The sequence below is a fragment of the Desulfobulbaceae bacterium genome, assembly GCA_013792005.1.
GTDB lineage: Bacteria > Desulfobacterota > Desulfobulbia > Desulfobulbales > VMSU01 > VMSU01.
On the sequence record VMSU01000044.1, the window covers coordinates 1 to 21,519 of the forward strand.

Sequence of the window (21,519 nt, forward strand, 5' to 3'; positions counted from 1 at the left end):
AAGGGAGATTGCAACCGTTTAGCCAGACCAGGTTCGGCCACGAGCAGAACAGTCACCAACTTCTCCCTACCGGTCTCAAGATTGGACAAAGTCCGCAGGCTGTGCAAGGCATCGGCAGACAAAAAATGTGCCTCATCAATAATGATAACCAACCGCCGCCCCTCACGACCATAGGCTAAGGCCTTCTCTTGGATCACGGCCAAACGGTCATGAACTAAACGACCTGAGTCTAAAGCCATCGCCGTTAAAATCGCCCCCAGGAGCGCCCCTTTGCCCATCCCGGGAAAGACCGGAACGAAGAACGGGGCGAAGTAATCGGGATCGAGTGATCGTAACACCACCTGAGTGGCCAAGGTTTTACCAGTCCCGGAAACCCCATCCAGCAAGATAAGAGCATGCCGATCCTCAATGCCGATCTTAATCTTGACCGCCGCTTCCTCATGCTGCTTGGTCCGAAAAAACAGATCGGTGTTGATGGTATCTTGAAAGGGATTCTTATTAAGACCGAACTGAGCGGCCCAGCGGGAAGGATGGTTCATGGTGACGGTCCCAGGCGAAGGGTATAAGACACAAAATATTACACGACGCTCTCCCTGATCAGATTCTGAAAGCGGCGAAAGGCGGAGTTCTGGCGAAGGGTGTCGTCCTGGCTCTGCAACAGGGCCGTGGCGATAGCCGTGGTATTTCGGCTTACCTTGGATTGAGGATCAAAGATAAGATACGGCGTACGCCGAACCGTAGCAGCCCCAACCGTAGCATCTCGTAACATATAGCCGATATTGCTGATACTTACACCTAAAAACTGCTGGGCGCAATTGGCAAAACGGATAGCCACTTCCGCCGCCTGTTTCAAAGAAGTAGCCATATTGACCACCGAATACAGGGGCCGATCAAAATTTCTTGAGTGCAGGGCCTTGAGCAAACCATAGGCATCGGCCAGAGAGGTGATATCAGGTGTCAGAACAAAGATCACCTCATCGGCAGCCATCAAGAAATCACGCACTCCCGCACCCATGCCGGCTGCGGTGTCTACGATAACGACATCGGCATGACGCTCCATCTGTTCCAAGCCATCCAGGAGCTGCCGACGCTGCATGGCAGTGCTGTCTGCCAAGGCAATGATCCCGGACCCCCCTGCCACAATACCGATTCCTTCCGGTCCCTGAGTAATCAATTCAGAAATCTCAAGATCGGTACGAATAAGATCCTTTAAGCTATAGGCCGGTTGAATCCCCGCAAGAAGATGAATATTGGCCATTCCCAAATCGGCATCAAGAACCAGAGCCATCTTCCCCAAACGTTGCATGGCAACCGCAAGATTCAAGGCTAGATTGCTTTTACCAACCCCACCCTTACCTGAGGTAACTGCGATCACCCGTGCGTATCGCCTGTTGTCTGGCTCTTCCATTTTACCCGCATGCCGGGCGTGAATTTTGATAAAAGCATCTGCCGCCGTTTCGGTAAAAAAAAGCGTATCTCCACGCAAGATCTTCTCTGGCAGATGCTGGCCATATTCCGATTCATAATAACGTATCAGACTCTCTTCCAGTCCTGTTTTCGCAACCAGGGCTTCGATCGTCAGCATCTCCCCCATCACTGCTCCTTCGCCCGGTGGATCCCGCACTTATCAGCGGCATTAGCCAAGGCCTCGCGCACTTTGACCAACACCTTATCGAGTTGAAACGGCTTTTTAATACAAGCAAAAGCGCCTTTCTTGACCGTCTCCTTGATCTCGTCCATAGAGGCCAAGCCGGTAATAATAATCACCGGAATATCGGGGTACTCGTCACGGACAAACTTAAGGACCTCCAACCCATCCTTCCGCGGCATCCGGACATCAAGCATGATCAAATGATACTTCTTGTAACGCAGAAGACCAATCCCTTCGATACCGTCAAAAGCGCCATCGACTCCATAGCCAGCGGAACGAAGACACTCCTGGAGCATTTCATTAAGCAGCCTCTCATCGTCCACCACCAGTATCCGGCACTCTTCACCACTCTCCGGGATCTTCCGTTTCTGATCAACGGCCTTTTTCATGGTCTGCAAGCGGCTGCCCTGATCCACCGGCAGTCGCAGGGTAAAGGTCGAACCAACTCCCTCTTCGCTCTGAACCTGCAGCGCCCCCCCATTGTGCTCCACGATAGAGTGACAAATGGCAAGACCCAGACCTGTCCCCTCGCCCTCCCTCTTAGTGGTAAAAAAAGGATCAAAAATCTTGCTTAAATTTTCCTTACTGATCCCAGTGCCGGTATCAGTAACCGACACGGCAACCCGGGTGCGGCGGTCTACCTCGGCATTCAAGGTGATCCTCCCTCCGTCCGGCATAGCGTGGTTAGCATTAATCAGGAGGTTCATAATAACCTGCTCAATCTGACCGCTATCGGCATAGACCATTGGCAGATCGAGGGGGATCTGATTTTCGACCACAATCTTGGTCATCGATACCCGGTCACCAATCACCATCAGGATATCATTAACCACCTTGGCAACATCAGTCGGTTCCAGCCTAGGTTGGGTCGGTCGGGCAAAACCCATCAACTCCCCAATGATTTTAGAAATCCGCTTCTCCTGACCGGCCAGGACTTTAAGCCGAGCGCCAATCTCCTGAATATTGGCGTCCCCTTGTGCTAAAAGCCGCTCCATAATCTGGATATTCAGGGAAATAATCGTCAACGGATTGTTGATCTCATGGGCCGCGCCAGCAGCCAAACGACCGACTGTGGCCAAACGGTGAGAGTGAAAAAGGTGCCGCTGGCTCTCCTCCATCTTGCGAGAAGCATCAGCCAGCTCTTTGGCCTGAGTTTGCAGATCTTTTTCCAACAGAATCCGTTCAATACCATTACCAGCGGCTGTGGCCAGCATCTGGAAGTTGCGACTCAGTGTCTCAATATTACCAAGCGCTGAGTCAACCCCTTGAAAATCGAGAACCAATTCGCCAATAATCCGCTCTGGACGGCCATTTGACTTTTTATCAGCCACAAAAAAGCTGGCCATAAACGACGAGCCGGAAACCATATCGATCACCCCAGACTCAACGATTCCACCCCGATCAAATTGCAATCTTGCCTGATTGAGCCGCCGCACCGCCTCTTTCTCCATATCAGCATGGCGGCCAGAGGAGGAAACCATGGCAGAGACACCGCTGGCTGCCACCTCAAATGATTCAAGATCAGAACCAATCTGAATCCTGCCAACAAAAATATCCCTCTTACTGTCCACCACCATACAGAGACAGCGGGAGATTACAAAGGCCCCACGGACCGCAGCAATAACCTCTTCAACCGCCTCGCCGATCTCCATCCCGGATTTCAGCCGCCTAGTCATAGCACAGGTGGCATCCAACACCCGATTGGTCTGGGTAAGCTCCCGATTCCGCTGCTCAAGATTTAGGCTCATACTACCGAGACTCTGATTGGCTGAGCTGACCAGAGTCCGATATTTATCAGGATCGTTGATCCCCAGAATCGCCCCCAGTTCCTTGACCCGCTCCATCACCCGCGTAACCACATCCTCAAGGTCGGACGAACTGAGATGATGATGAAGCATCAAGTTCTCAAGGGCAAAATGATAATGCTGATGATCGTAGGCGTTAGAACTCAAAAAATAACTAGATCCAATATTGTTGGCAACGCAAATCACATCGGCAAAACGGATCAATTGATGCAGATTGTCCCGTTCCGGTCTGATAGTAGCAAAAACCGGCTGATGATGGAGCCACATGGCCTTAACCAAGGGAGCTGGAAACTGCCACTGCGTGCCAACCAGCTTTCCAACCTCAACATGGGTAATGCCCATGATCTCCTCTTCCACCTCAAGAGCCAGCGGCGCCTCGATCCCGTAACCGCCCTGCTTCTCCAGCTCAAGACAGACCCGCATAAAGGCCTCTGGCAGATGAAGGAAACAAACAAGTTTACCGATATCGTGAACCAAGCCTGCCAGATAAGCCTCATCCGGAGCAGAAAATCCAAGTTTATCGGCCAAAATTTCAGCTGTGGCGGCAACCCCTATGGAGTGAAGCCAAAATTTAACCAGCTCCCCCCGCCGGTCAGACAACGGCCCTGAAAAACAATCGAAGACAGACACCGAAAGAATGATACTGCGTACCGTGGTGAAGCCGAGCAAGGATATAGCCTTAGCAATGGTGGTAATTTCGGTCCGGGCGCCGACAAAAGCTGAGTTGGCGTAATGGAGAATTCGTCCGGAAAGGACTTGATCGTTCTGAAGAAGATCGGCAATGGAGCGAAAACTCGACTGATCACCTTCCATCAGCCTGATCGCCTCCATGGCGATAGCCGGAAGGGTGGGAATGCTGTCGATATCGATATGCTTGTCGAAACGGATTCTATTCATGCAGAGCCTGATGTCTTCGCCGTTCCAAGTGTTTGGAGACAGTGTTGAGGCAAATCCAGATTACCCCGAAAATGGTCATATCCTTGAAAACCAATAGCTCTCCGCTGCGTCTCATTGATTAAAACAACCTCGGCGCCAGAAACTATCTCGCCAACAGAAAACAACTGACCGCCAATCGCATGTCCGGCCAAGCCGTCAATCTGACTGGCAGCTGAGGCCGGTGCAGTAAAAAGCAACCGGTAATCCTCCCCGCCAGAAAGAGCCAAACGCATCGGGTCAAGAGCCAACGCTTGTGCTGCCTGACGGGTTGATTCAGAAACTGGCAGATCCTGAGCGCGGACCTCAGCCCCGACCCCGCTCTCCTCGCAGATATGGGCCAAGTCTGACGCCAGCCCATCCGACATGTCGATCATAGCGGTAACCAGCCCAGACGCCCCTAACATTCGCCCCAAGGTCATCTCTGGCTGTGGATTCACATGGGCGGCGACAAGATCAGAATAAGTTGCCATAAGTTCATGGCTCCTACGGCACAACTCTAACCCTGCCGCAGCTTGCCCCAGATAACCACTGACCCAGATCTGATCCCCTGGTCGGGCTCCGGAGCGATAGACAACCGTCCCTGCCCGTGCCTCGCCAAGAACCGTCACAGAAAGCACCAATCCCTGATCACTTTTAACGGTATCTCCCCCGATCAGCCGTACTCCATAACGCTCCAGGGCAGCAATAAATCCGGCCATCAAGGGATTAATCAACTCCTGACCGGCCGTGGCAGGGACAGCCAAAGACAGGAGCGCGAAGCGCGGGACTCCCCCCATGGCAGCAATGTCGCTGACATTGACCGACAATGCCTTCTGCCCTAAGAGTTCTGGGGGGTGCCAAGCTAAGTCAAAGTGAACGCCCTCCACCAGAGTGTCGGTGGTAACCAGAGTTTCAGTTTGAAGGCCAGCAGCCGCCAACACAGCACAGTCATCGCCAATACCCCGGATGAGTGATTCATCGACGGCCCCTGCCAGCTCCCTGATTCGCCGAATCAGAGTAAGTTCAGAAATCATGGGCCGTCACCTGTTTTACTTTACCCGTTTTAGGGTTGGCCTGGTTTTACCCCCCCCTGCGCCAGAGGGGCAAGACGCGGGTTGCTTCACAGAAAAATCCAAGGCCTTAACAAAGCGACCATCACCATCCATGGTAAAAAGCTCCTTGCCTGTAAACTGCGACTCACGGAGGGTCCATACTACCTGCTGAGGAGGTAGACTCAATATCTGCAGGGTAAGATGCCACCACTCATCCCGACGGCTGTCATCAGGAGAGATATCAGTCACCAGGGCATAAAAAACCGATTTCGTTTTTTCTGTGGCGATCAGGACCAGATCACCGGGACTGGTCCTGTCCTTAAACACGACAAGCTTTTTAAGCTCCTGAACCATCGTTTCCATTGGCCCCCCCAAAAAACAAACACGACATCCAACACATCATAGGAATATAAGAAATTTTTACGTGACTCTAAACTATTTCCAGCTTTTTTATTGGCAACCGTACCACGGCTTTTTTTTATCCTGCTCCCTTCGGTTCCGCTCAGGGAACAGGGCATTGAAAATGAGTTCTTGTTCATTCCCTTCGGAAGAGTTAGTTGAAAATAGTTAAGAGCCACGAATTTTTATTAAGATGTCATACTATTGAAAAAAATCTAAAAAAGTCAACCATTATCTGAGTAGCTGGCATTCGCCAAAGAATAAAGATAGAAAAATAGCGATTTTTTAATTTATGTGTCAGACAAGATGGGATAAAAAACTAAAGAAAGTTTGAAGGTTATCAAGCTATATCAGTTTTTCACAAGGTAGACAGTGAATAATGAAGAATGTTCCGCCAAATCCCGCCGGATCACAGTCCTGCAATTTTCACCAGTAAACGGCCAACGGCGGACAGATCCTTACGACCGGGACTGACTTCAACGCCGGAATTGACATCAACGGCAAAGGGGTGGGCCTGATGAATGGCAACACAGACATTATCAGGGGTCAAGCCACCGGCGAGAATAAGAGGGCCGGGAATACTCAAGCGCCGCACCAACTCCCAGTTAAAGGTTTCCCCGGTGCCCCCGGCCTGACCTGGCCGGTAAGTGTCCAGTAAAAACCCTGTGACCACCTGACGGTAAGGGGAGAAGTCTGGCAACGCTTCCTCTCTTACCCGAAAGGCTTTGACTACCGGTCGATCAATTGACTGACAATACAAAGGGGACTCATTGCCGTGCAACTGAATCATGGTCAAACCACAGTAGCCCGCCACTTCGTTAACCACAACGACATCATCATCAAGAAAAACACCGACCGCATCAACAAATGGCGGCAAAGAGGCGACGATTGCCCGAACCCTCTCCGGTTCAACATAACGGGGACTTGATTTAACAAAAATAAATCCCAAGGCATCGACCCCCATGGCCACGATCGCCTGGGCCTCGACCTGATCAGTAATTCCACAGATCTTGACTCTGGTTCTCCGAGGGACCACAACTTCGCCGCTCATCACGCTCCGATCAAATCGCGCAAACCTTGACAACGGTCAGTCAAGCGCATCAAGCTTTCGCCCACCAAGGCAGCGGCGACCCCTGCATCAGCAAGTCGAACCATGTCATGATGATCCCTGATCCCGGACTCGCTAACCACCGGGATGTTGCGGGGGATTTCAGCCATCACCCGGAAGGTGGTATTAAGATCGACAGTAAAATCATTGAGATTACGATTATTAATACCGATCAGCCGACTTCCGGCAGCCAAGGCTTCAACGGCCTCCCGCTCGTCATGAACTTCAACCAGACTGTCCATGCCCAACTCCCGAGCCAAGGCTTGATAATCAGCCATCTGTTGGCGATCAAGAATAGCGGCGATCAAGAGAATCGCATCAGCGCCAAACAGCGCGGCCTGGCGGATCTGGATCTCATCAATTATAAATTCCTTCCGGATCACCGGCAGAGCAACAGCAGCACGAACCTGAGGGATATACGACAAAGAACCTTGGAAATACTGTTCATCGGTAAGCACAGAGATGGCGTGGGCGCCACCCACCTCATAGTCGCGGGCAATAGCGACCGGGTCAAAATCAGGACAAATAACCCCCTTAGAAGGCGATGCCTTTTTCGCCTCGGCGATTACCGCCACCCCGACATGGTCCACCAAGGCTGCCTGAAATCCACGTGGCGGGGCCACATCACACTCAGGTCCGCGCAGCCCCTGGGCCTTTAACGTCTGAACTTCCTGACGTTTGGTTTCGACAATAGCATCAAGTATCATATTATTAGTAACTGTTTTAGGTTATCGGTTATCGGTTGACGGTGAGGATCACACACTAATATCCTGCATCATGACTGACTTTTGATTCTTGTTGCCGCAAACCTGGACAATTACGATTAGTAGTTATATTAAATGGGCATAGCGTCACCATGCCCATCTTACCCATTTGCAGGAGCAGCGCAGAAGTCAATCAAGGCCTCCAGTTTAGCCATAGCCGCGCCAGAGTCGATAACCTTGCCCGCCAGAAGAACCCCCTCCTTGATGGTGTCCACCACTCCCGCAACCATCAGCGCAGCTCCGGCATTGGCAAGCACCATATCTCGTCGCGGACCGGGCGTGCCTTTCAGCACCTCACGGACTTGTTCAGCAGATTCGGCAGCTGTGGCTCCACCGCGGACATCGGCAAGGGTCACCCTGGTCAGCCCCAATTCCTCAGGGGTAATCATATAGGTCCTAACTGCTCCACCACTCACCTCGCTCACCCGAGTAACTCCAGTAGTAGTAATCTCGTCGACATTCCCCTCACCCCAAACAACCAGAGCCCTTCTGACTCCAAAATTATTAAGAGCGGCAGCAATGGTTTCCGTCAACTCAGCGGCGTATACCCCGAGCAAATAGACATCAGCGCCGGCCGGATTGGTCAATGGGCCCAAAATGTTGAACACCGTCCGGATGCCAATTTCACGGCGCGGACCAATGGCATATTTCATCGCGCCATGCAACAGTGGAGCAAACATGAAGCCAATCCCCACCTGCCGGACACACTGGCCGATTCTTTCTGAATCTATGCCTAAGTTCACCCCAAGAGCTTCCAGGACATCGGCGCTGCCGCAATGACTCGACACCGAGCGGTTACCATGCTTGGCAACAGGCACGCCAGCCCCAGCCACCACCAGTGACGAGGTAGTAGAGACATTGAAAGTACCCGATGCATCTCCGCCGGTACCGACGATATCCACAAGTAGCGCGCCCGCATCTGCGGCATCAACCAGGGTAGCCTTCTGACGCATCACCCTGGCCGCACCGGTGATTTCGGCCACGGTCTCCCCCTTCATCCGCAGGGCGGTAATAAAAGCCCCGATCTGAGCATCTGTCGCCCGACCGCCCATGATCTCTTCCATCACCTGAACCATCTCCACTTCGTTCAGGTCTTGACGGCTCACTACCTTATTGATCGCCTCTCGAATCATCGCTCGGCTCTCCTTACAGAATTTAATGAACTACCCAAGTTGAAGGTGATCAGTTACCAGTGTACGGTTAACAAACTCATGATGGCGTCGCAAAAAGTCCGATCTACTGCGTTGCAGCATATTTTTGCTCATTCGGCACACCATATGTGTGGCCTCATTCACAAAAACACCCTGCGCCTTGTATATCGGCCATTTTGCTTAGACATCCCGTGATTTTTTTGCGAGATTATCAACTCATAGATATCACAAAATCATCGTATAATCATAATATCCATGAGTGATCAGCCAGTTACAGAGGCGCTAATCGTCAACTGACAACCGCAAACCGATAACCTGAGTAGTACGCTATTAATTCCTCATTCATTATCGCAACAACGATGGATAGTCCGGGGCCACAAAATTGCGCAGCAGCTGGACGCCATCAGGGGTCATAATCGACTCAGGGTGAAACTGCACCCCTTCAACGGCAAACTCCCTATGACGCAGTCCCATCAACTCTCCTTGGTCGGTACGGGCCGTCACCTGCAAACACGTCGGCAGATCGTCCTCTGCTACAACCAAAGAGTGATAACGCATGGCGTCAAAAGGAGAAGGCAGTCCCGTAAACACCCCCTTGCCGTCATGGGTGACCGGACTGGTCTTGCCATGCATAACCCTCCCTGCTCGCACCACTGTCCCACCAAAGGCCTGGCCAATAGACTGATGCCCAAGACACACCCCAAGAACCGGAACCCTGCCACTGAAATGGAGGATGGCGGCAATGGAAATTCCCGCCTGCTCGGGGGCGCAGGGACCAGGTGAGATCAACAGTCGATCCGGACAAAGGGCCTCAAGAGTCTGAATATCAACCTGATCATTGCGAAAAACCTTAAGTTCAATCCCACCAAAACCACCGATAGTTTGAACAATATTATAGGTAAATGAATCGTAATTATCGATAATGACGATCATCACAGCCCCCTTTCCGCCAGTTCAACCGCCCGCCTTAGGGCCATGGCTTTATTGATGGTCTCTTCGAATTCTGTTTCCGGATCCGAGTCAGCCACGATCCCAGCTCCGGACTGAACCCACAGATCGTCGCCGTGCATGACAATAGTGCGGATCGTGATACAGATGTCCATATTGCCGGAAAACCCGAAATAACCTACCGCACCGGCATAAGGACCACGCCGTTCCGGCTCCAGTTCCTCAATGATCTCCATGGCCCGGATCTTAGGCGCCCCGCTGACCGTCCCGGCAGGGAAACAGGCACGGAGGACATCGAACTGGTCCTTTCCTGACTCCAGCTTCCCATGCACTCCTGAGACAATGTGCATGACATGACTATACCGCTCAACAATCAAAAGGTCACGGGTCTCCACCGTACCATAACGACAGACCCTGCCGATATCATTACGACCAAGATCCACCAACATCAAGTGCTCGGCCATTTCCTTAGGGTCCGCCAACAGCTCACGTTCCAAGGCCAGATCTTCATCCTCGTTCCGCCCTCGTTTACGAGTCCCGGCAATAGGCCTGACCTCGACATCATCCCCCTCCAGTCGCACCAGAATTTCAGGCGATGAACCGATCTGAACGATATCGTCAAGCTTAAGAAAGAAAAGGTACGGGCTCGGGTTAATGTGGCGCAACGCCCGGTATAACGCAAAGGGATTGAGCGCCGTCTTACTATGAAAACGCTGAGACAAGACAACCTGGATAATGTCTCCGGCCATAATATACTCTTTGGCCTTGGCCACCATAGCCTTAAACTCATCCTTGCTCATGTTGGGGGCAAAGTCGTGAGGGGCCAACACACTCGCCTGCTCTCTTACCAAACCAGCAGGCAAGGGGCCGCGCAGTTGAGCCACGATGGCATCAATCTCGGCCTCTGCTTGACGATAAAGGGCGTCAAGATCCTTCTCGCCAACAGTTATCACACAATTGACAACAGAGATCGTCTGTTTAATCGAGTCACAGATTAAAACCGTCTTGGGGACCATAAATGATGAGTCCGGGAAGTCGTCCAGCGGCGGATTAATGACGGGCAAACGCTCCATGAAGCGCACCATGTCATACCCCATAAAACCGACCGCCCCACCAAAGAAGCGCGGAAGATAGCCGGTATCACACGGATCGAATGAAGCAACAAGAGTCTTCAGCGCTTCGATTGGATCTGCGACAAAGGATTCCGTTCCCGCGGCCCGTCTGATTTCGACCTGGTCCCCACGACTGACAAAAGTGGCCAGCGGCTCAAAGCCGATAAACGAAAACCGCCCCCACTTCTCGCCCCCCTGTAAACTCTCCAACAGAAAGGCATGCGACCGACCCAAAGCAACCTTGGCAAAGGCTGTCAGGGGAGTGTCAAGATCCGCCACAATTTCACGACATACTGGCACCAAACCTTTTTGGGCCGCCAGTTTCCGAAATTCGGACAATTCAGGTTTCATCATCGCTTCTCCACGCACACATAAAAAAAAAGCCATGGCACCGTCATTCGGCCCATGGCTTTTAATCCCTACTACCCCAGAAAAACTGGATACGTCCTTAATGGATGTAAGGCCCTACCGGCATCAACTCGTGTATTCGTTCTCACCACAACGTGCCAACATCTGCCCAGAAATAAGCGCTTTGCACATCCCTTGTCAGCCCCTGAATCTATATTCGAAGCAGACACCGAAACACACCGCTTCCTTTACTCACCCACCAACATCACTTTTGGAAGACAGAGCATAGTATGTGTTCGTCAGCTCAATGCAATCAGGCCTGAGCCTGCGCTTCGGAGGCAAAGGCGTTGACCCGCTTGGTCAGCCTGGACACCTTTCTGGAAGCTGTCTTTTTGTGCATAGCACCCTTGACCGCAACATGGTCAATTACAGGGATCGCGGCACGCAGAGCCTCCTGAGCCTTTTCGACAGACTGCTCATCAATGGCGGCAAACACTGCCTTGATCGCTGTCTTCATCTTGCTCTTATTAGAGCGATTACGCATATTGCGGACCAGACTCTGCCGCGTCCTCTTCATTGCTGATTTGTGATTAGCCAAGACCGTTTTCTCCTTCTGACACTCTGATCGTAATTATAGTTGCCGTTCGCCCAAAACGAACGACATAAATCAATAAAGTCCGTAAAACTAAACGATATCATTTCTGCTGTCAAGAGAAGAGCTGGCCTTGACCAAAGTTTTCGTAAGACCGAACCTTACACACACCTCTTTTACTTCCGGGAGACCACCACCCTACCCTAAAGCTGCTAACTTTTTTTCGTAACTATCCAGCAGCACCACATCTTGCGGCGATCGGCCCGGCTCACGTAGACTGGCTACGCATCGCCGGTCCGCTTACCGCAATCTGCGGCGCTGCTGAACAGTTACAGTTACGATTAGTCACTCCTATTTCGGTAGGAGCTGGATAGTTACTTTTTTTCTTCACTTATTTCCACAACTCCCTTGAGTTTCAATGATATTTTAGTTTTAATGGACAGATGGTAGAAATACTCCGTTCACTTCGATGGCAGGACTTGGCCGACATCCTGATCGTCGCCTTCATCATCTATCGGGTCATCCTGATGATCAGGGGGACCCGCGCCGTACAGATGCTGGCCGGAATCGGCGTCCTGACTATAGTCTACTTCGGGGCCAAGGAACTTGAATTGATGACCCTGTACTGGCTCCTGGGTACCCTGCTCAGCTCCATCTTCCTGATCATTATTATCGTCTTCCAACGCGACATCCGCAAAGCTCTGGTCCAGGTCGGTCAAGCCTCACCATTCACTAAACCCATGGAAGACCGGGAGTTTGATCTCAACGAAATCGTGATCGCAGCCCGCACCCTTTCACAGAAAAAAATTGGCGGGCTCATTATCTTGGAACGAGAAACAGGCCTCAAGGACTACCTGGATTCCGGCCAGTCCATTGACGCCCATTTAAGCAGCGCCCTGCTTATCAGTATCTTTCACCCCAGTTCCCCGCTCCACGATGGTGGTGTCGTGGTCAGCGGCAGCCGCATTCAAACAGCACGTTGCGTCCTGCCGCTCACTAAAAATCCATACATCTCCAAACACCTCGGAACCAGACATCGGGCTGCCATAGGCCTCTCGGAAGAGACCGACGCCGTCATCGTCGTCATCTCTGAAGAGACCCGCCAGATCTCTCTGGTTCAACACGGAGCCATTACCACAAACCTTGACGAAACCGCCTTGCGAAACCGCCTGCGGGCCATCCTGGCCCCCAAGGAACACCCTGCTAAGGCATGGAAGAGCTGGCTTAACTTGCAATGATCCCTTACACTCCCCCCAAACTCTCCTGGCCCAAGGATTGGTTCATCAAGCTGCTTTCGCTGCTTTTTGCCCTCTTCCTCTGGTATTTCGTCTCCAGCGAAGACCGGGTGGACATAAACGTCCAAATCCCTGTTGAGATCGTCAATCTCCCCCGCGACCTGATCATATCCAATCAGTACAAGACCTCACTCGACATCACCGTCAGCGGGCCAAGAGGACTGATCCGCAAGATCTCCCCAGGCATAACCCGCTCAATTGATCTCTCCAAGGCCACGCCCGGCAACATGGTTATCGCCAACGAACCTGACTCCATTTCCGTACCCCGGGGCGTGACTGTGCTGCGAATCACCCCCACCCATATCACCTTAAGCCTTGACCGCCTGATCAAAAAGACCCTGGCGATCAAACCAATCTCCCACGGGAAACTACCCGAGGAGTACGAACTAAAAGCTATCACCATCCAACCGGAAACCCTGGACGTTACCGGACCTCAGGACATCCTTGGCGATGAAACCATTATCCAAACCAATCCTATCGACCTGAGCGATATTACCGCCTCAACCAGCAAACAGATCTCTCTCGACCTCAAGCCGGAGGTGGCGGAGCTGATTGGCGCATCAGCTGTCTCCGCCCATATTGAAATTAATGACAAATTAATCGAAAAAGATCTTGCCAGAATCGAAATCTCACCCACTGGCCTCACTCCAAACCTTACCGCTAAACTTGTGCCCAGCCGCTTAAACATCAGGGTCCTCATCCCCATGGTCATGGCCAAAAAACAGAGCAAAACCCTCGGCGATCTTTTTTCAGCGACAGTCAATCTCCAGGACCTGCCCGCAGGAAACCATGACATCAAACCCGTCATCAACGGCCCGCCCGAAGTGACCATCCAGAAAATCTCCCCGGAATCCGTGGGAGTTATGATTCAGTAACAGCAAGTAATAATTATTTCATTTCAGCTTGGAGAAACTATGAGACGTCTTTTTGGCACTGATGGCGTGCGAGGCACGGCCAATATATATCCAATGACCAGTGAAATCGCCATGCAGATCGGTCGCGGTATCGCCTTTCTGGTCAAAGACAACAAACATGGACACCGGATCGTTATTGGCAAGGACACCAGGATCTCCGGATACATGATTGAAAACGCACTGGCCGCCGGCATCTGCTCCATGGGGGTTGATGTCCTCTTGGTCGGACCGCTGCCGACCCCCGCCATCGCCTTTATTACCCATTCAATGCGAGCCGACGCCGGGGTGGTCATCTCCGCCTCCCATAACCCGTTTCAGGATAACGGCATCAAGATCTTCTCCCGGGACGGCTTCAAGCTCCCCGACGAGATGGAGGCAGACATTGAGGACCTGATCTTCTCTCAGAAGATGGCAGCCCTCAGACCGGTAGCCGAAGAGATCGGTAAGGCCACCCGAATCGACGACGCCAAGGGCCGATACATCGTCTTTCTCAAGAACACCTTCCCCCCCAAATACACCCTGGACAACTTCCACATCGTTCTCGACTGTGCCCATGGAGCCACCTACGGCGTCGCCCCCCATGTCTTTGAGGAACTTGGGGCCAAAGTCACCGCTATTGGCATAAAACCGGACGGCAAAAACATCAACCACCAATGCGGGGCGCTTCACCCCGAACTCATCGCCGCCAAGGTCAAGGAAGTGGGAGCGGATATCGGCATCGCACTTGATGGCGACGGTGATCGCCTGATCGTTGTCGATGAAAAAGGGTCAATCATCGACGGTGACCATATCATGGCCATCTGCGCCGCCGACCTCATGGCCCGCAAGAAACTACGCAAAAAGACCTTGGTAGCCACGGTAATGAGTAATCTAGGTCTGGAGATCGCCATGGAGCGAATGGGCGGCCATCTCGTCCGCACCAAGGTCGGAGACCGCTATGTGGTGGAAGAGATGCGAGCCAACCGTTACAGCTTCGGCGGCGAACAGTCCGGCCACCTCATCTTCCTCGATCACTCCACCTCCGGCGACGGCACACTGGCAGCCCTTCAGCTATTGTCGATCATGATCAAACACGACAAACCGGTCTCACAACTCGCTACGATCATGGAGGCACTCCCCCAAGTACTGAAAAATGTGCGGACCACCAAACGCCTGGACCTGGACAACCTGCTGGATTTCCAGAAGGCGTGCCGTCAGATGGAGCAAAAACTTGGTAATGACGGCCGCATCCTGGTCCGCTTATCCGGCACAGAACCCCTGGTCAGGGTTATGCTTGAAGGCCAGGATCACGGAGAGATCAACCAGATGGCCGATGAACTCTGCGCCATCCTGCGTAAGGCAGATGGACAGTAAGTGGACAGTTTCAGCGTGTCTCATCACCTCCTTAATCCCCCCTATGGAACCACTACCCCTGAAGGCGTGTGACGCACTCTGTCAAACCGAAGAAACCGAAGCAAAATCGGATCGATTATACAAAAAACCTACCTCCCCGCAATGAAACACCGTCTTGACAGCCTCCTGGTCAACGCAGGACTGGCTCCCACCACCGAAAAGGCCCTAGCGCTGATCCTGGCAGGTCAAGTTACAGTTGCTGGACATCGGGCCGACAAGCCAGGGCTGCTGCTGAACGAAGGGACTGAGATTACACTCAAGGAGAGCGCCTGCCCATTTGTGAGCCGCGGCGGCATGAAGCTTGACAAAGCGCTCGACACCTTCCAGATCGACCCCAACGGACTTATCTGCGCCGACATCGGCGCCTCCACCGGCGGGTTTACTGACTGCCTGTTACAACACGGCGCAACAAAGGTCTATGCCATTGATGTCGGGTACGGCCAGCTCGCCTGGAGCCTGCGTCAAGACAGCCGGGTCATTGTCATGGAACGGACCAACGCCCGCCATCTTACTCCAGCCATGTTTCCAGACCCCATCAACCTGGCCGTAATCGATGCCGCCTTCATCTCACTCAAACTGCTACTCCCCCCCCTGCTGCCCCTGTTCAAGCAACACCCCATCGCTATCCTGGCCCTGATCAAACCGCAGTTCGAAGTGGATCGCGGAGCAACCGTGAGCGGTGTCGTGTCCGAGCCAGCGCTCCACCAACAGGTGATCGACAACATCCTGACCTTCTGCCACGGACTAGGCCTCACCGACCACGGCGTAACGGATTCTCCGATCCTCGGTCCCAAAGGCAATAAGGAATTTCTCGTGTACCTTACCGGAACAGGGCCTCTATCAATAGAATTATCCCCATGAAATATTCCATCACCCTCATAATCATCCTCCTACTCCCTCTCCCTACGCTATCTGCAGCAACACCAGAGACAGTAATTACCCTTGATGACTACCACTCCGGCATCTCGCCAAAGTGGAAAGAAAAAAAGTTCAAAGGCCAGACCCATTATCAGGCAAGCCTGAAGGATGGGCTGCCCTGCATCTCGGCGACCAGTTCAGCATCCGCCTCCGGACTGTTCTATGAGATCAGTTACGATCCTGAGACATCCCCGCTCCTTACTTGGCAATGGCAGATCGACAATGTTCTGACCACGGGTGACGCCACCAAAAAATCCGGTGATGACTATCCCGCCCGGATCTATGTCGTTTTTCCCAGCGCTTTTTTCTGGCGAACAAAAGCGCTGAATTATATTTGGGATACCCGCTTGCCCGTCGGAACTTTCATCGCCAATGCCTATACCTCAAATGCCATGATGATCGTTGTCGAAAGCGGGCCTGAGAAAAAAGGCCGCTGGATCTCCGAGAAACGCAACATCAGGGATGACTTCATCAAAGCCTTTGGAGAACCGCCCCCTAAAGTCGGGGCCATCGCCATCATGACCGATACCGACGACACTGGAGAAACCGCTCAGGCGTGGTACGGCCCCATTCAAATCCGCAAGACCATGCCGTAGCCCGCTTTTTGGTTGAAAATTCCACCCCAAAATCTTATAGAGAGTGAAGAGGGTAAAGGTACCTGCCGTTTTCTTACATCATCACCCCGACATAAACCGCTACACCAATTAGGAGTCCAAATGTTTCAAAAATTCTCGCCCCCACCCCTATGGCTTTCACTTTGTTTACTCACCCTCTTTCTTGCCGCACCTGGCCATGCAGCCGAATATGTCAGTGTCAACAAGGATGGCGCCAACATCCGTTCAGGCCCTGACACCAAGAACGACCTCCTCTGGGAAGTATACAAGGACTTCCCTCTGCAAGTCATCAAACGCCAAAAAGACTGGGCCCAAATCAAGGATTTCGACGGCGACCAGGGCTGGATCTTCATCAACCTGATCAGTAAGGATAAGCGAGTCATCGTCAAGGCAAACAGCGTCAATATGCGGAGCGAACCAAACACGGACGCAAAGGTCGTGGCCACAGTCAAGTATGGGGTGGTCTTCACTCCGATCGAGAAAAAAGGCCCTTGGCTGAAAGTTAAACACGAGGACGGCACCAGCGGCTGGATCTCAAGCTCCCTGGTCTGGCCGAGCGATATTTTGTAATTCAAATCTGATGGCATCACAAAAAGTCCGATCTACGGCGTTGCGTGGCTTTTTGAGAGACTGTCAAACCCTTCATTCTCCCCCTCAAGAGAACCCCCCTGAGACGATGCCCAACTTGCCGCAGAAATCCCTGCATGGCCCTGCTCCCGGCAAGAGGGAGACACCGAAAAACAAACAGGAATCAATGACAAAACCAGTTATTCTCTACGTTGACGATGAGGAAATTAATCTATCCAACTTCGTCCTCTTCTTTCAGAACGACTTCCAAATTCTGACCGCGTTAAACGGTCGCGAAGCACTCCCCATCTTCGCAGACAGGAGCGATCTTGCCGTGGTCATCACCGACCAGCGGATGCCGGAAATGAGCGGGGTCAAATTTTTGAGCGAGGCATATCGGATCAATCCCGACCCGATCCGTATTCTGCTGACAGCCTACAGCGATGTCCACGACATCACTGAGGCCATCAATCTGGGACATATCCATCAATACGTCCAGAAACCCTGGAAATTTGACGAACTACACCTCATCCTCCGTTCGGCTGTTGACAAATCCAGAATCACCCAGGAGAATAAGCACCTCCTGACCCTGCTGGACCAAAAAAATCGGCAGTTGACTGCAGCCAACCTCCAGTTGGAGGCCGACCTCAAGCTCCAACACGAACTGGAGTCTCAACGCCGCGATGCTGAAATCAAGATGCTGTCACAAGCAAAACTGGCCTCGCTAGGCGAAATCGCCACCGGCATTGCTCACGAAATCAACCAGCCCCTGACATATATCCAGATCATCCTTCAATCTACAGCCAAGGACATCGACAACAAATGCCTGGATCTCAAAGAACTGCGTTGTGACATTGATGAGTCGATCAGGCAGATCCGCCGCATCACCAATATCATCAACCACCTCCGCACCTTTGGTCGCGCAGACAGCGGGGACAGTGATGCTGTTTCCCTTCCCAGAATCCTCGAAGGGACCCTGGTCCTTTACAGCGAAAACCTCCGCCTCAGAAACATTCAACTCTCGATCAACACTCACAAGGATCTCCCCTTGGTTTATGGCAACATCAACCAACTGGAACAGGTCTTCAACAACCTGCTCCAAAACGCCATCGACGCGCTCACCGACAGCGATGACCCAACGATCACCATCAACTTCCGTTTTAATAACGGCATGGTGGAAACCTCCCTCATCGACAATGGCAGTGGCATCAACAATGAGATACTCACCAAGATATTCGAGCCTTTTTTCACCACCAAACCAACCGGCAAAGGAACAGGCTTGGGTTTATCCATTGTTTATGGTATTATCGCCGACCACAATGGCGCCATTGAATGCCATTCCCAGCCTGGGCAGGGCTGCCGTTTCACCTTCACCCTACCTGTGCTGACAGAATAGGGGTAATCCCCCACTACAGGACAGCTCTACAAAATCCAGGACCACACCCAAACCCAATATTCTATGGCTCACATTGCAACTATAGGCCCCCAAGGCTCCCAGTCATGGCAGGCTGCCCTGCGCTACCTCCCCCAAGCAGAGATCAACCTGTTCCCCACCGTCAACGAAGCCCTCCGCTCCTTCACCGAGGGCCGCTCAGACTTTGCCATTATCCCCATCTACAATACCAGGGAGGGTCAGATAAAAGATGTCCGGATCCTGGAAGACCTGCGCCGGGGCTACTGGATCGACAACGTGGTCCTCTCCATCCAACTATCGCTCGGCTCCCTTGAACAAGACACAGAGATCTCCGTGTTGGCGGGTAGCGCTGCTGTAATCAAACAGTGCGAGGAATTTATTTCCAGCCAGTTTCCCACTGCCAGCATCATGGTGGTCAACGACTTAGAAACCCATATCCACGAGATCAAACGCCTGGGCCTTGCCAACCATGGGATCATTGAGACAGAAAGCCTGATTCGTGAAAACGGGCTAGCGCTGCGGCAACGGGAGGTCACCTCCCATAACCGGACCCGTTTTGCAGTTATCGGTCCAGTCATGACTGTAGCCACCGGCCATGACTCCACCGCTCTGATAACCCAACCCCTGCGAGATCGAGTCGGCCTGCTGTACGATATCCTGGGCGAATTTTCACAACGCGGGATCAATCTTATTGACCTACGATCTGAAAATGATGTCCAAACCCAGAAACTCCGGGTCTACATCGAAGCGGAGGGGCACATTGACGACCCTGCCATCGCCCAAGCCCTTGAACGCCTTGAAAAACATGTTATCCAAGAGCCGCGCCCAATTAAGATTCTCGGCAGTTTTCCCCGCGTCGAGATGCGGGCTCGCCACATCAAGAGCTTCGGCTGCATCGGCACCGGGGCCATGGGCAAATGGTTCATGGACCGGCTGGCAAATGAAGGCTACCAAACATTTATTTCTGGCCGCTCCACCCCTCTTCGCCCCGAAGCCATGATCACCATGGTCGATGTCGTCGTTGTCTGCGTACCAATCAGTGCAACCAACCCCACCATCCGAGAGTACGGCCCCCTCCTTAAAGAAGGACAAGCCTTGATTCTACTGGCAGGCGAGGCTGAAGACACAATCAACTGCGCCCTGTCCGCCACAGCTCCTGAAGTCGAGCTGATGCTGGTTCATAACCTCTGGGGCCCAAAAGCCGCCACCATGAAGGACAAAAATGCGGCCGTGGTCCGCACTAACCGCAGCGGACCTCTCTGCAGCGAATTCGAGGCCTTTCTCTACAAACACGGGGCAGAAATTTTCCAGGACACCCCAGCCAAACATGATCTGCTGATGGGAGTAAGTCAGAAACTACCCACCGCCATTTCCCTGGCCATTGCCATGACCCTCCGCGACCAGGGCATTACCCCACTCGATATTGCCAGTCACTCCACCCTGACCTCACTGTACGGGATTTTAGCCATGGCCAGAGTCCACGCCCAAAATCCCCAAACCTACGCCGAGATCATGGCGGCCAAAGGTGCAGGCAACACTATTGTCGACACCTTCTACGGCAACCTGCACCAGGTGATGACCCTAGCCAAGAATGGTGACATCAAAGAACTCTGTGCAACCATGGAGGCCAGCCGCAACTACCTTTCAGAAGAGTTCCTTCAGGCCCAGATGGAACAAGCCTTAGCCGTAGACCAAACCCTGGGCCGGATCCTTGCCCGTTAGGGGCAAGCGCAACCTCGCCTTTTGCTTCAAACTAATCACCCCATCAACATGAACCTCATCTCCGTTCTCGCTCCACCCCTGCTCGGGGCCTTCATCGGCTGGACCACCAATTATATTGCCATCCGCATGCTCTTCCGTCCCTTAAAACCGTGGAAGATATTCGGCATTCGATTGCCGATGACCCCAGGAATCATTCCCAGCAAACGTCACGATCTAGCCGTCAACATCGGCAAAATGGTGGGCTCCCAGCTGCTGACCAGCGCCGATATCAGCAAGGCCTTGAGCGAAGCCGCGTTCAAACGCGAATTAGAGAGCATGATCAACTCCAGGGTTAACGATATCCTACACCGGGACCTAGGACCTTTGCCCTCCGTGATCCCTAAACGCTTCCGGACCTCCTTTGAAGCCGGGGTCAACATCCTACGCTGGAGAACTGTCAAGATCATCCACAGCTATCTCGACAGTCCGGAGTTCAGCGCCGGGCTAGGCGCCACGATCAGCTCCCACATCGCAGATTTTCTGGCCCGGCCCCTGGAAAGTTGGCTGCCGACCAAACAACGCGATCACCTCTTGGCCTCTATCAACAACACAGCCAAAAAAATCCTGGCCAGCCCCCAGGCCGAAGAGTGGCTTGAACGCTACCTGGATCAACGACTGACAGCAATAATCGAACAGGACAACACCCTAAGCGACCTGCTCCCCGATGAGTTCACAGCCATCATGACCGGGCTGATTAACAACGAGATCCCCGGCCTGCTGGATAGAGCCGCCCAATATGCCGGAGAGCCCGCCATGCGGGCCAAAATGAGCACAGGGGTCTGCACCGCAATCAGCTCGT

The 21,519-nt window shown here is 52.7% G+C and carries 20 protein-coding genes; 9 read left to right on the forward strand and 11 right to left on the reverse strand.

Annotated elements, in window-relative coordinates; translation table 11 throughout:
* From FP815_02430 to FP815_02480, 11 genes are all read right to left on the reverse strand, one after another.
* The coding region (locus FP815_02430; protein ID MBA3013790.1) for an AAA family ATPase at positions 1–539 on the reverse strand (539 nt) is incomplete at its 3' end.
* 38 nt (positions 540–577) lie between these two features.
* Positions 578–1,594 carry a MinD/ParA family protein gene (locus tag FP815_02435; GenBank protein ID MBA3013791.1) on the reverse strand — a complete coding sequence of 339 codons (1,017 nt, stop codon included), beginning with the start codon at positions 1,592–1,594 and terminating at the stop codon, positions 578–580.
* Positions 1,594–4,353 (reverse strand): HDOD domain-containing protein, encoded by a 2,760-nt coding sequence (locus FP815_02440; protein MBA3013792.1) that lies wholly within the window; start codon positions 4,351–4,353, stop codon positions 1,594–1,596. Before FP815_02440 ends, FP815_02435 begins: the two co-directional genes overlap by 1 nt.
* Complete coding sequence (thiL, locus tag FP815_02445) at positions 4,350–5,405, reverse strand: thiamine-phosphate kinase (protein ID MBA3013793.1); 1,056 nt, start codon at positions 5,403–5,405, stop codon at positions 4,350–4,352. Before thiL ends, FP815_02440 begins: the two co-directional genes overlap by 4 nt.
* A 15-nt stretch (positions 5,406–5,420) precedes the next feature.
* Positions 5,421–5,786: a hypothetical protein gene (locus tag FP815_02450; protein ID MBA3013794.1), complete on the reverse strand. Its 366-nt coding sequence runs from the start codon at positions 5,784–5,786 to the stop codon at positions 5,421–5,423.
* A 445-nt stretch (positions 5,787–6,231) separates the two neighbouring features.
* Positions 6,232–6,873, reverse strand: a complete 642-nt coding sequence (locus tag FP815_02455; GenBank protein MBA3013795.1) for a phosphoribosylanthranilate isomerase — start codon at positions 6,871–6,873, stop codon at positions 6,232–6,234.
* A complete protein-coding gene (gene trpC / locus FP815_02460; protein ID MBA3013796.1) occupies positions 6,873–7,637 on the reverse strand; it encodes an indole-3-glycerol phosphate synthase TrpC in 765 nt (254 codons plus the stop codon). Before trpC ends, FP815_02455 begins: the two co-directional genes overlap by 1 nt.
* Before the next feature lie 158 nt (positions 7,638–7,795).
* Positions 7,796–8,827 carry an anthranilate phosphoribosyltransferase gene (trpD, locus tag FP815_02465; GenBank protein ID MBA3013797.1) on the reverse strand — a complete coding sequence of 344 codons (1,032 nt, stop codon included), beginning with the start codon at positions 8,825–8,827 and terminating at the stop codon, positions 7,796–7,798.
* A 363-nt stretch (positions 8,828–9,190) separates the two neighbouring features.
* A complete protein-coding gene (locus tag FP815_02470) occupies positions 9,191–9,778 on the reverse strand; it encodes an aminodeoxychorismate/anthranilate synthase component II (GenBank protein ID MBA3013798.1) in 588 nt (195 codons plus the stop codon).
* Positions 9,778–11,259 (reverse strand): anthranilate synthase component I, encoded by a 1,482-nt coding sequence (gene trpE / locus FP815_02475; protein ID MBA3013799.1) that lies wholly within the window; start codon positions 11,257–11,259, stop codon positions 9,778–9,780. The genes FP815_02470 and trpE overlap by 1 nt, the downstream gene beginning before the upstream one ends.
* Positions 11,260–11,566: 307 nt before the next feature.
* Positions 11,567–11,851 carry a 30S ribosomal protein S20 gene (locus FP815_02480; protein MBA3013800.1) on the reverse strand — a complete coding sequence of 95 codons (285 nt, stop codon included), beginning with the start codon at positions 11,849–11,851 and terminating at the stop codon, positions 11,567–11,569.
* Positions 11,852–12,288: 437 nt separating this feature from the next.
* Here FP815_02480 and FP815_02485 point away from each other — a divergent pair, with 437 nt between their 5' ends.
* From FP815_02485 to FP815_02525, 9 genes are all read left to right on the forward strand, one after another.
* Positions 12,289–13,083 (forward strand): TIGR00159 family protein, encoded by a 795-nt coding sequence (locus tag FP815_02485; protein ID MBA3013801.1) that lies wholly within the window; start codon positions 12,289–12,291, stop codon positions 13,081–13,083.
* Positions 13,080–14,015 carry a YbbR-like domain-containing protein gene (locus FP815_02490; GenBank protein MBA3013802.1) on the forward strand — a complete coding sequence of 312 codons (936 nt, stop codon included), beginning with the start codon at positions 13,080–13,082 and terminating at the stop codon, positions 14,013–14,015. Before FP815_02485 ends, FP815_02490 begins: the two co-directional genes overlap by 4 nt.
* Positions 14,016–14,054: 39 nt before the next feature.
* Positions 14,055–15,407 carry a phosphoglucosamine mutase gene (locus FP815_02495; protein ID MBA3013803.1) on the forward strand — a complete coding sequence of 451 codons (1,353 nt, stop codon included), beginning with the start codon at positions 14,055–14,057 and terminating at the stop codon, positions 15,405–15,407.
* 141 nt (positions 15,408–15,548) lie between these two features.
* Positions 15,549–16,307 (forward strand): TlyA family RNA methyltransferase, encoded by a 759-nt coding sequence (locus FP815_02500; GenBank protein MBA3013804.1) that lies wholly within the window; start codon positions 15,549–15,551, stop codon positions 16,305–16,307.
* The gene (locus tag FP815_02505) at positions 16,304–16,960 is read left to right on the forward strand and encodes a DUF3047 domain-containing protein (GenBank protein MBA3013805.1); all 657 of its coding nucleotides are present in this window, start codon (positions 16,304–16,306) and stop codon (positions 16,958–16,960) included. Before FP815_02500 ends, FP815_02505 begins: the two co-directional genes overlap by 4 nt.
* Before the next feature lie 120 nt (positions 16,961–17,080).
* Positions 17,081–17,548: an SH3 domain-containing protein gene (locus tag FP815_02510; GenBank protein MBA3013806.1), complete on the forward strand. Its 468-nt coding sequence runs from the start codon at positions 17,081–17,083 to the stop codon at positions 17,546–17,548.
* Positions 17,549–17,558: 10 nt separating this feature from the next.
* Positions 17,559–18,941 carry a response regulator gene (locus tag FP815_02515; protein MBA3013807.1) on the forward strand — a complete coding sequence of 461 codons (1,383 nt, stop codon included), beginning with the start codon at positions 17,559–17,561 and terminating at the stop codon, positions 18,939–18,941.
* A 63-nt stretch (positions 18,942–19,004) separates the two neighbouring features.
* The gene (locus FP815_02520) at positions 19,005–20,681 is read left to right on the forward strand and encodes a prephenate dehydrogenase/arogenate dehydrogenase family protein (protein MBA3013808.1); all 1,677 of its coding nucleotides are present in this window, start codon (positions 19,005–19,007) and stop codon (positions 20,679–20,681) included.
* A gap of 48 nt (positions 20,682–20,729) precedes the next feature.
* Positions 20,730–21,519 (forward strand): DUF445 family protein (locus FP815_02525; protein ID MBA3013809.1); only part of this gene is annotated, 790 nt, incomplete at its 3' end.

Coding starts and splice junctions, on each gene's coding strand:
- FP815_02435 (MBA3013791.1), bottom strand. CDS start 1,594: ATGGGGGAGATGCTGACGATCGAAGCCCTGGTTGCGAAAACAGGACTG.
- FP815_02440 (MBA3013792.1), bottom strand. CDS start 4,353: ATGAATAGAATCCGTTTCGACAAGCATATCGATATCGACAGCATTCCC.
- thiL (MBA3013793.1), bottom strand. CDS start 5,405: ATGATTTCTGAACTTACTCTGATTCGGCGAATCAGGGAGCTGGCAGGG.
- FP815_02450 (MBA3013794.1), bottom strand. CDS start 5,786: ATGGAAACGATGGTTCAGGAGCTTAAAAAGCTTGTCGTGTTTAAGGAC.
- FP815_02455 (MBA3013795.1), bottom strand. CDS start 6,873: ATGAGCGGCGAAGTTGTGGTCCCTCGGAGAACCAGAGTCAAGATCTGT.
- trpC (MBA3013796.1), bottom strand. CDS start 7,637: ATGATACTTGATGCTATTGTCGAAACCAAACGTCAGGAAGTTCAGACG.
- trpD (MBA3013797.1), bottom strand. CDS start 8,827: ATGATTCGAGAGGCGATCAATAAGGTAGTGAGCCGTCAAGACCTGAAC.
- FP815_02470 (MBA3013798.1), bottom strand. CDS start 9,778: ATGATCGTCATTATCGATAATTACGATTCATTTACCTATAATATTGTT.
- trpE (MBA3013799.1), bottom strand. CDS start 11,259: ATGATGAAACCTGAATTGTCCGAATTTCGGAAACTGGCGGCCCAAAAA.
- FP815_02485 (MBA3013801.1), top strand. CDS start 12,289: ATGGTAGAAATACTCCGTTCACTTCGATGGCAGGACTTGGCCGACATC.
- FP815_02490 (MBA3013802.1), top strand. CDS start 13,080: ATGATCCCTTACACTCCCCCCAAACTCTCCTGGCCCAAGGATTGGTTC.
- FP815_02495 (MBA3013803.1), top strand. CDS start 14,055: ATGAGACGTCTTTTTGGCACTGATGGCGTGCGAGGCACGGCCAATATA.
- FP815_02500 (MBA3013804.1), top strand. CDS start 15,549: ATGAAACACCGTCTTGACAGCCTCCTGGTCAACGCAGGACTGGCTCCC.
- FP815_02505 (MBA3013805.1), top strand. CDS start 16,304: ATGAAATATTCCATCACCCTCATAATCATCCTCCTACTCCCTCTCCCT.
- FP815_02510 (MBA3013806.1), top strand. CDS start 17,081: ATGTTTCAAAAATTCTCGCCCCCACCCCTATGGCTTTCACTTTGTTTA.
- FP815_02515 (MBA3013807.1), top strand. CDS start 17,559: ATGGCATCACAAAAAGTCCGATCTACGGCGTTGCGTGGCTTTTTGAGA.
- FP815_02520 (MBA3013808.1), top strand. CDS start 19,005: ATGGCTCACATTGCAACTATAGGCCCCCAAGGCTCCCAGTCATGGCAG.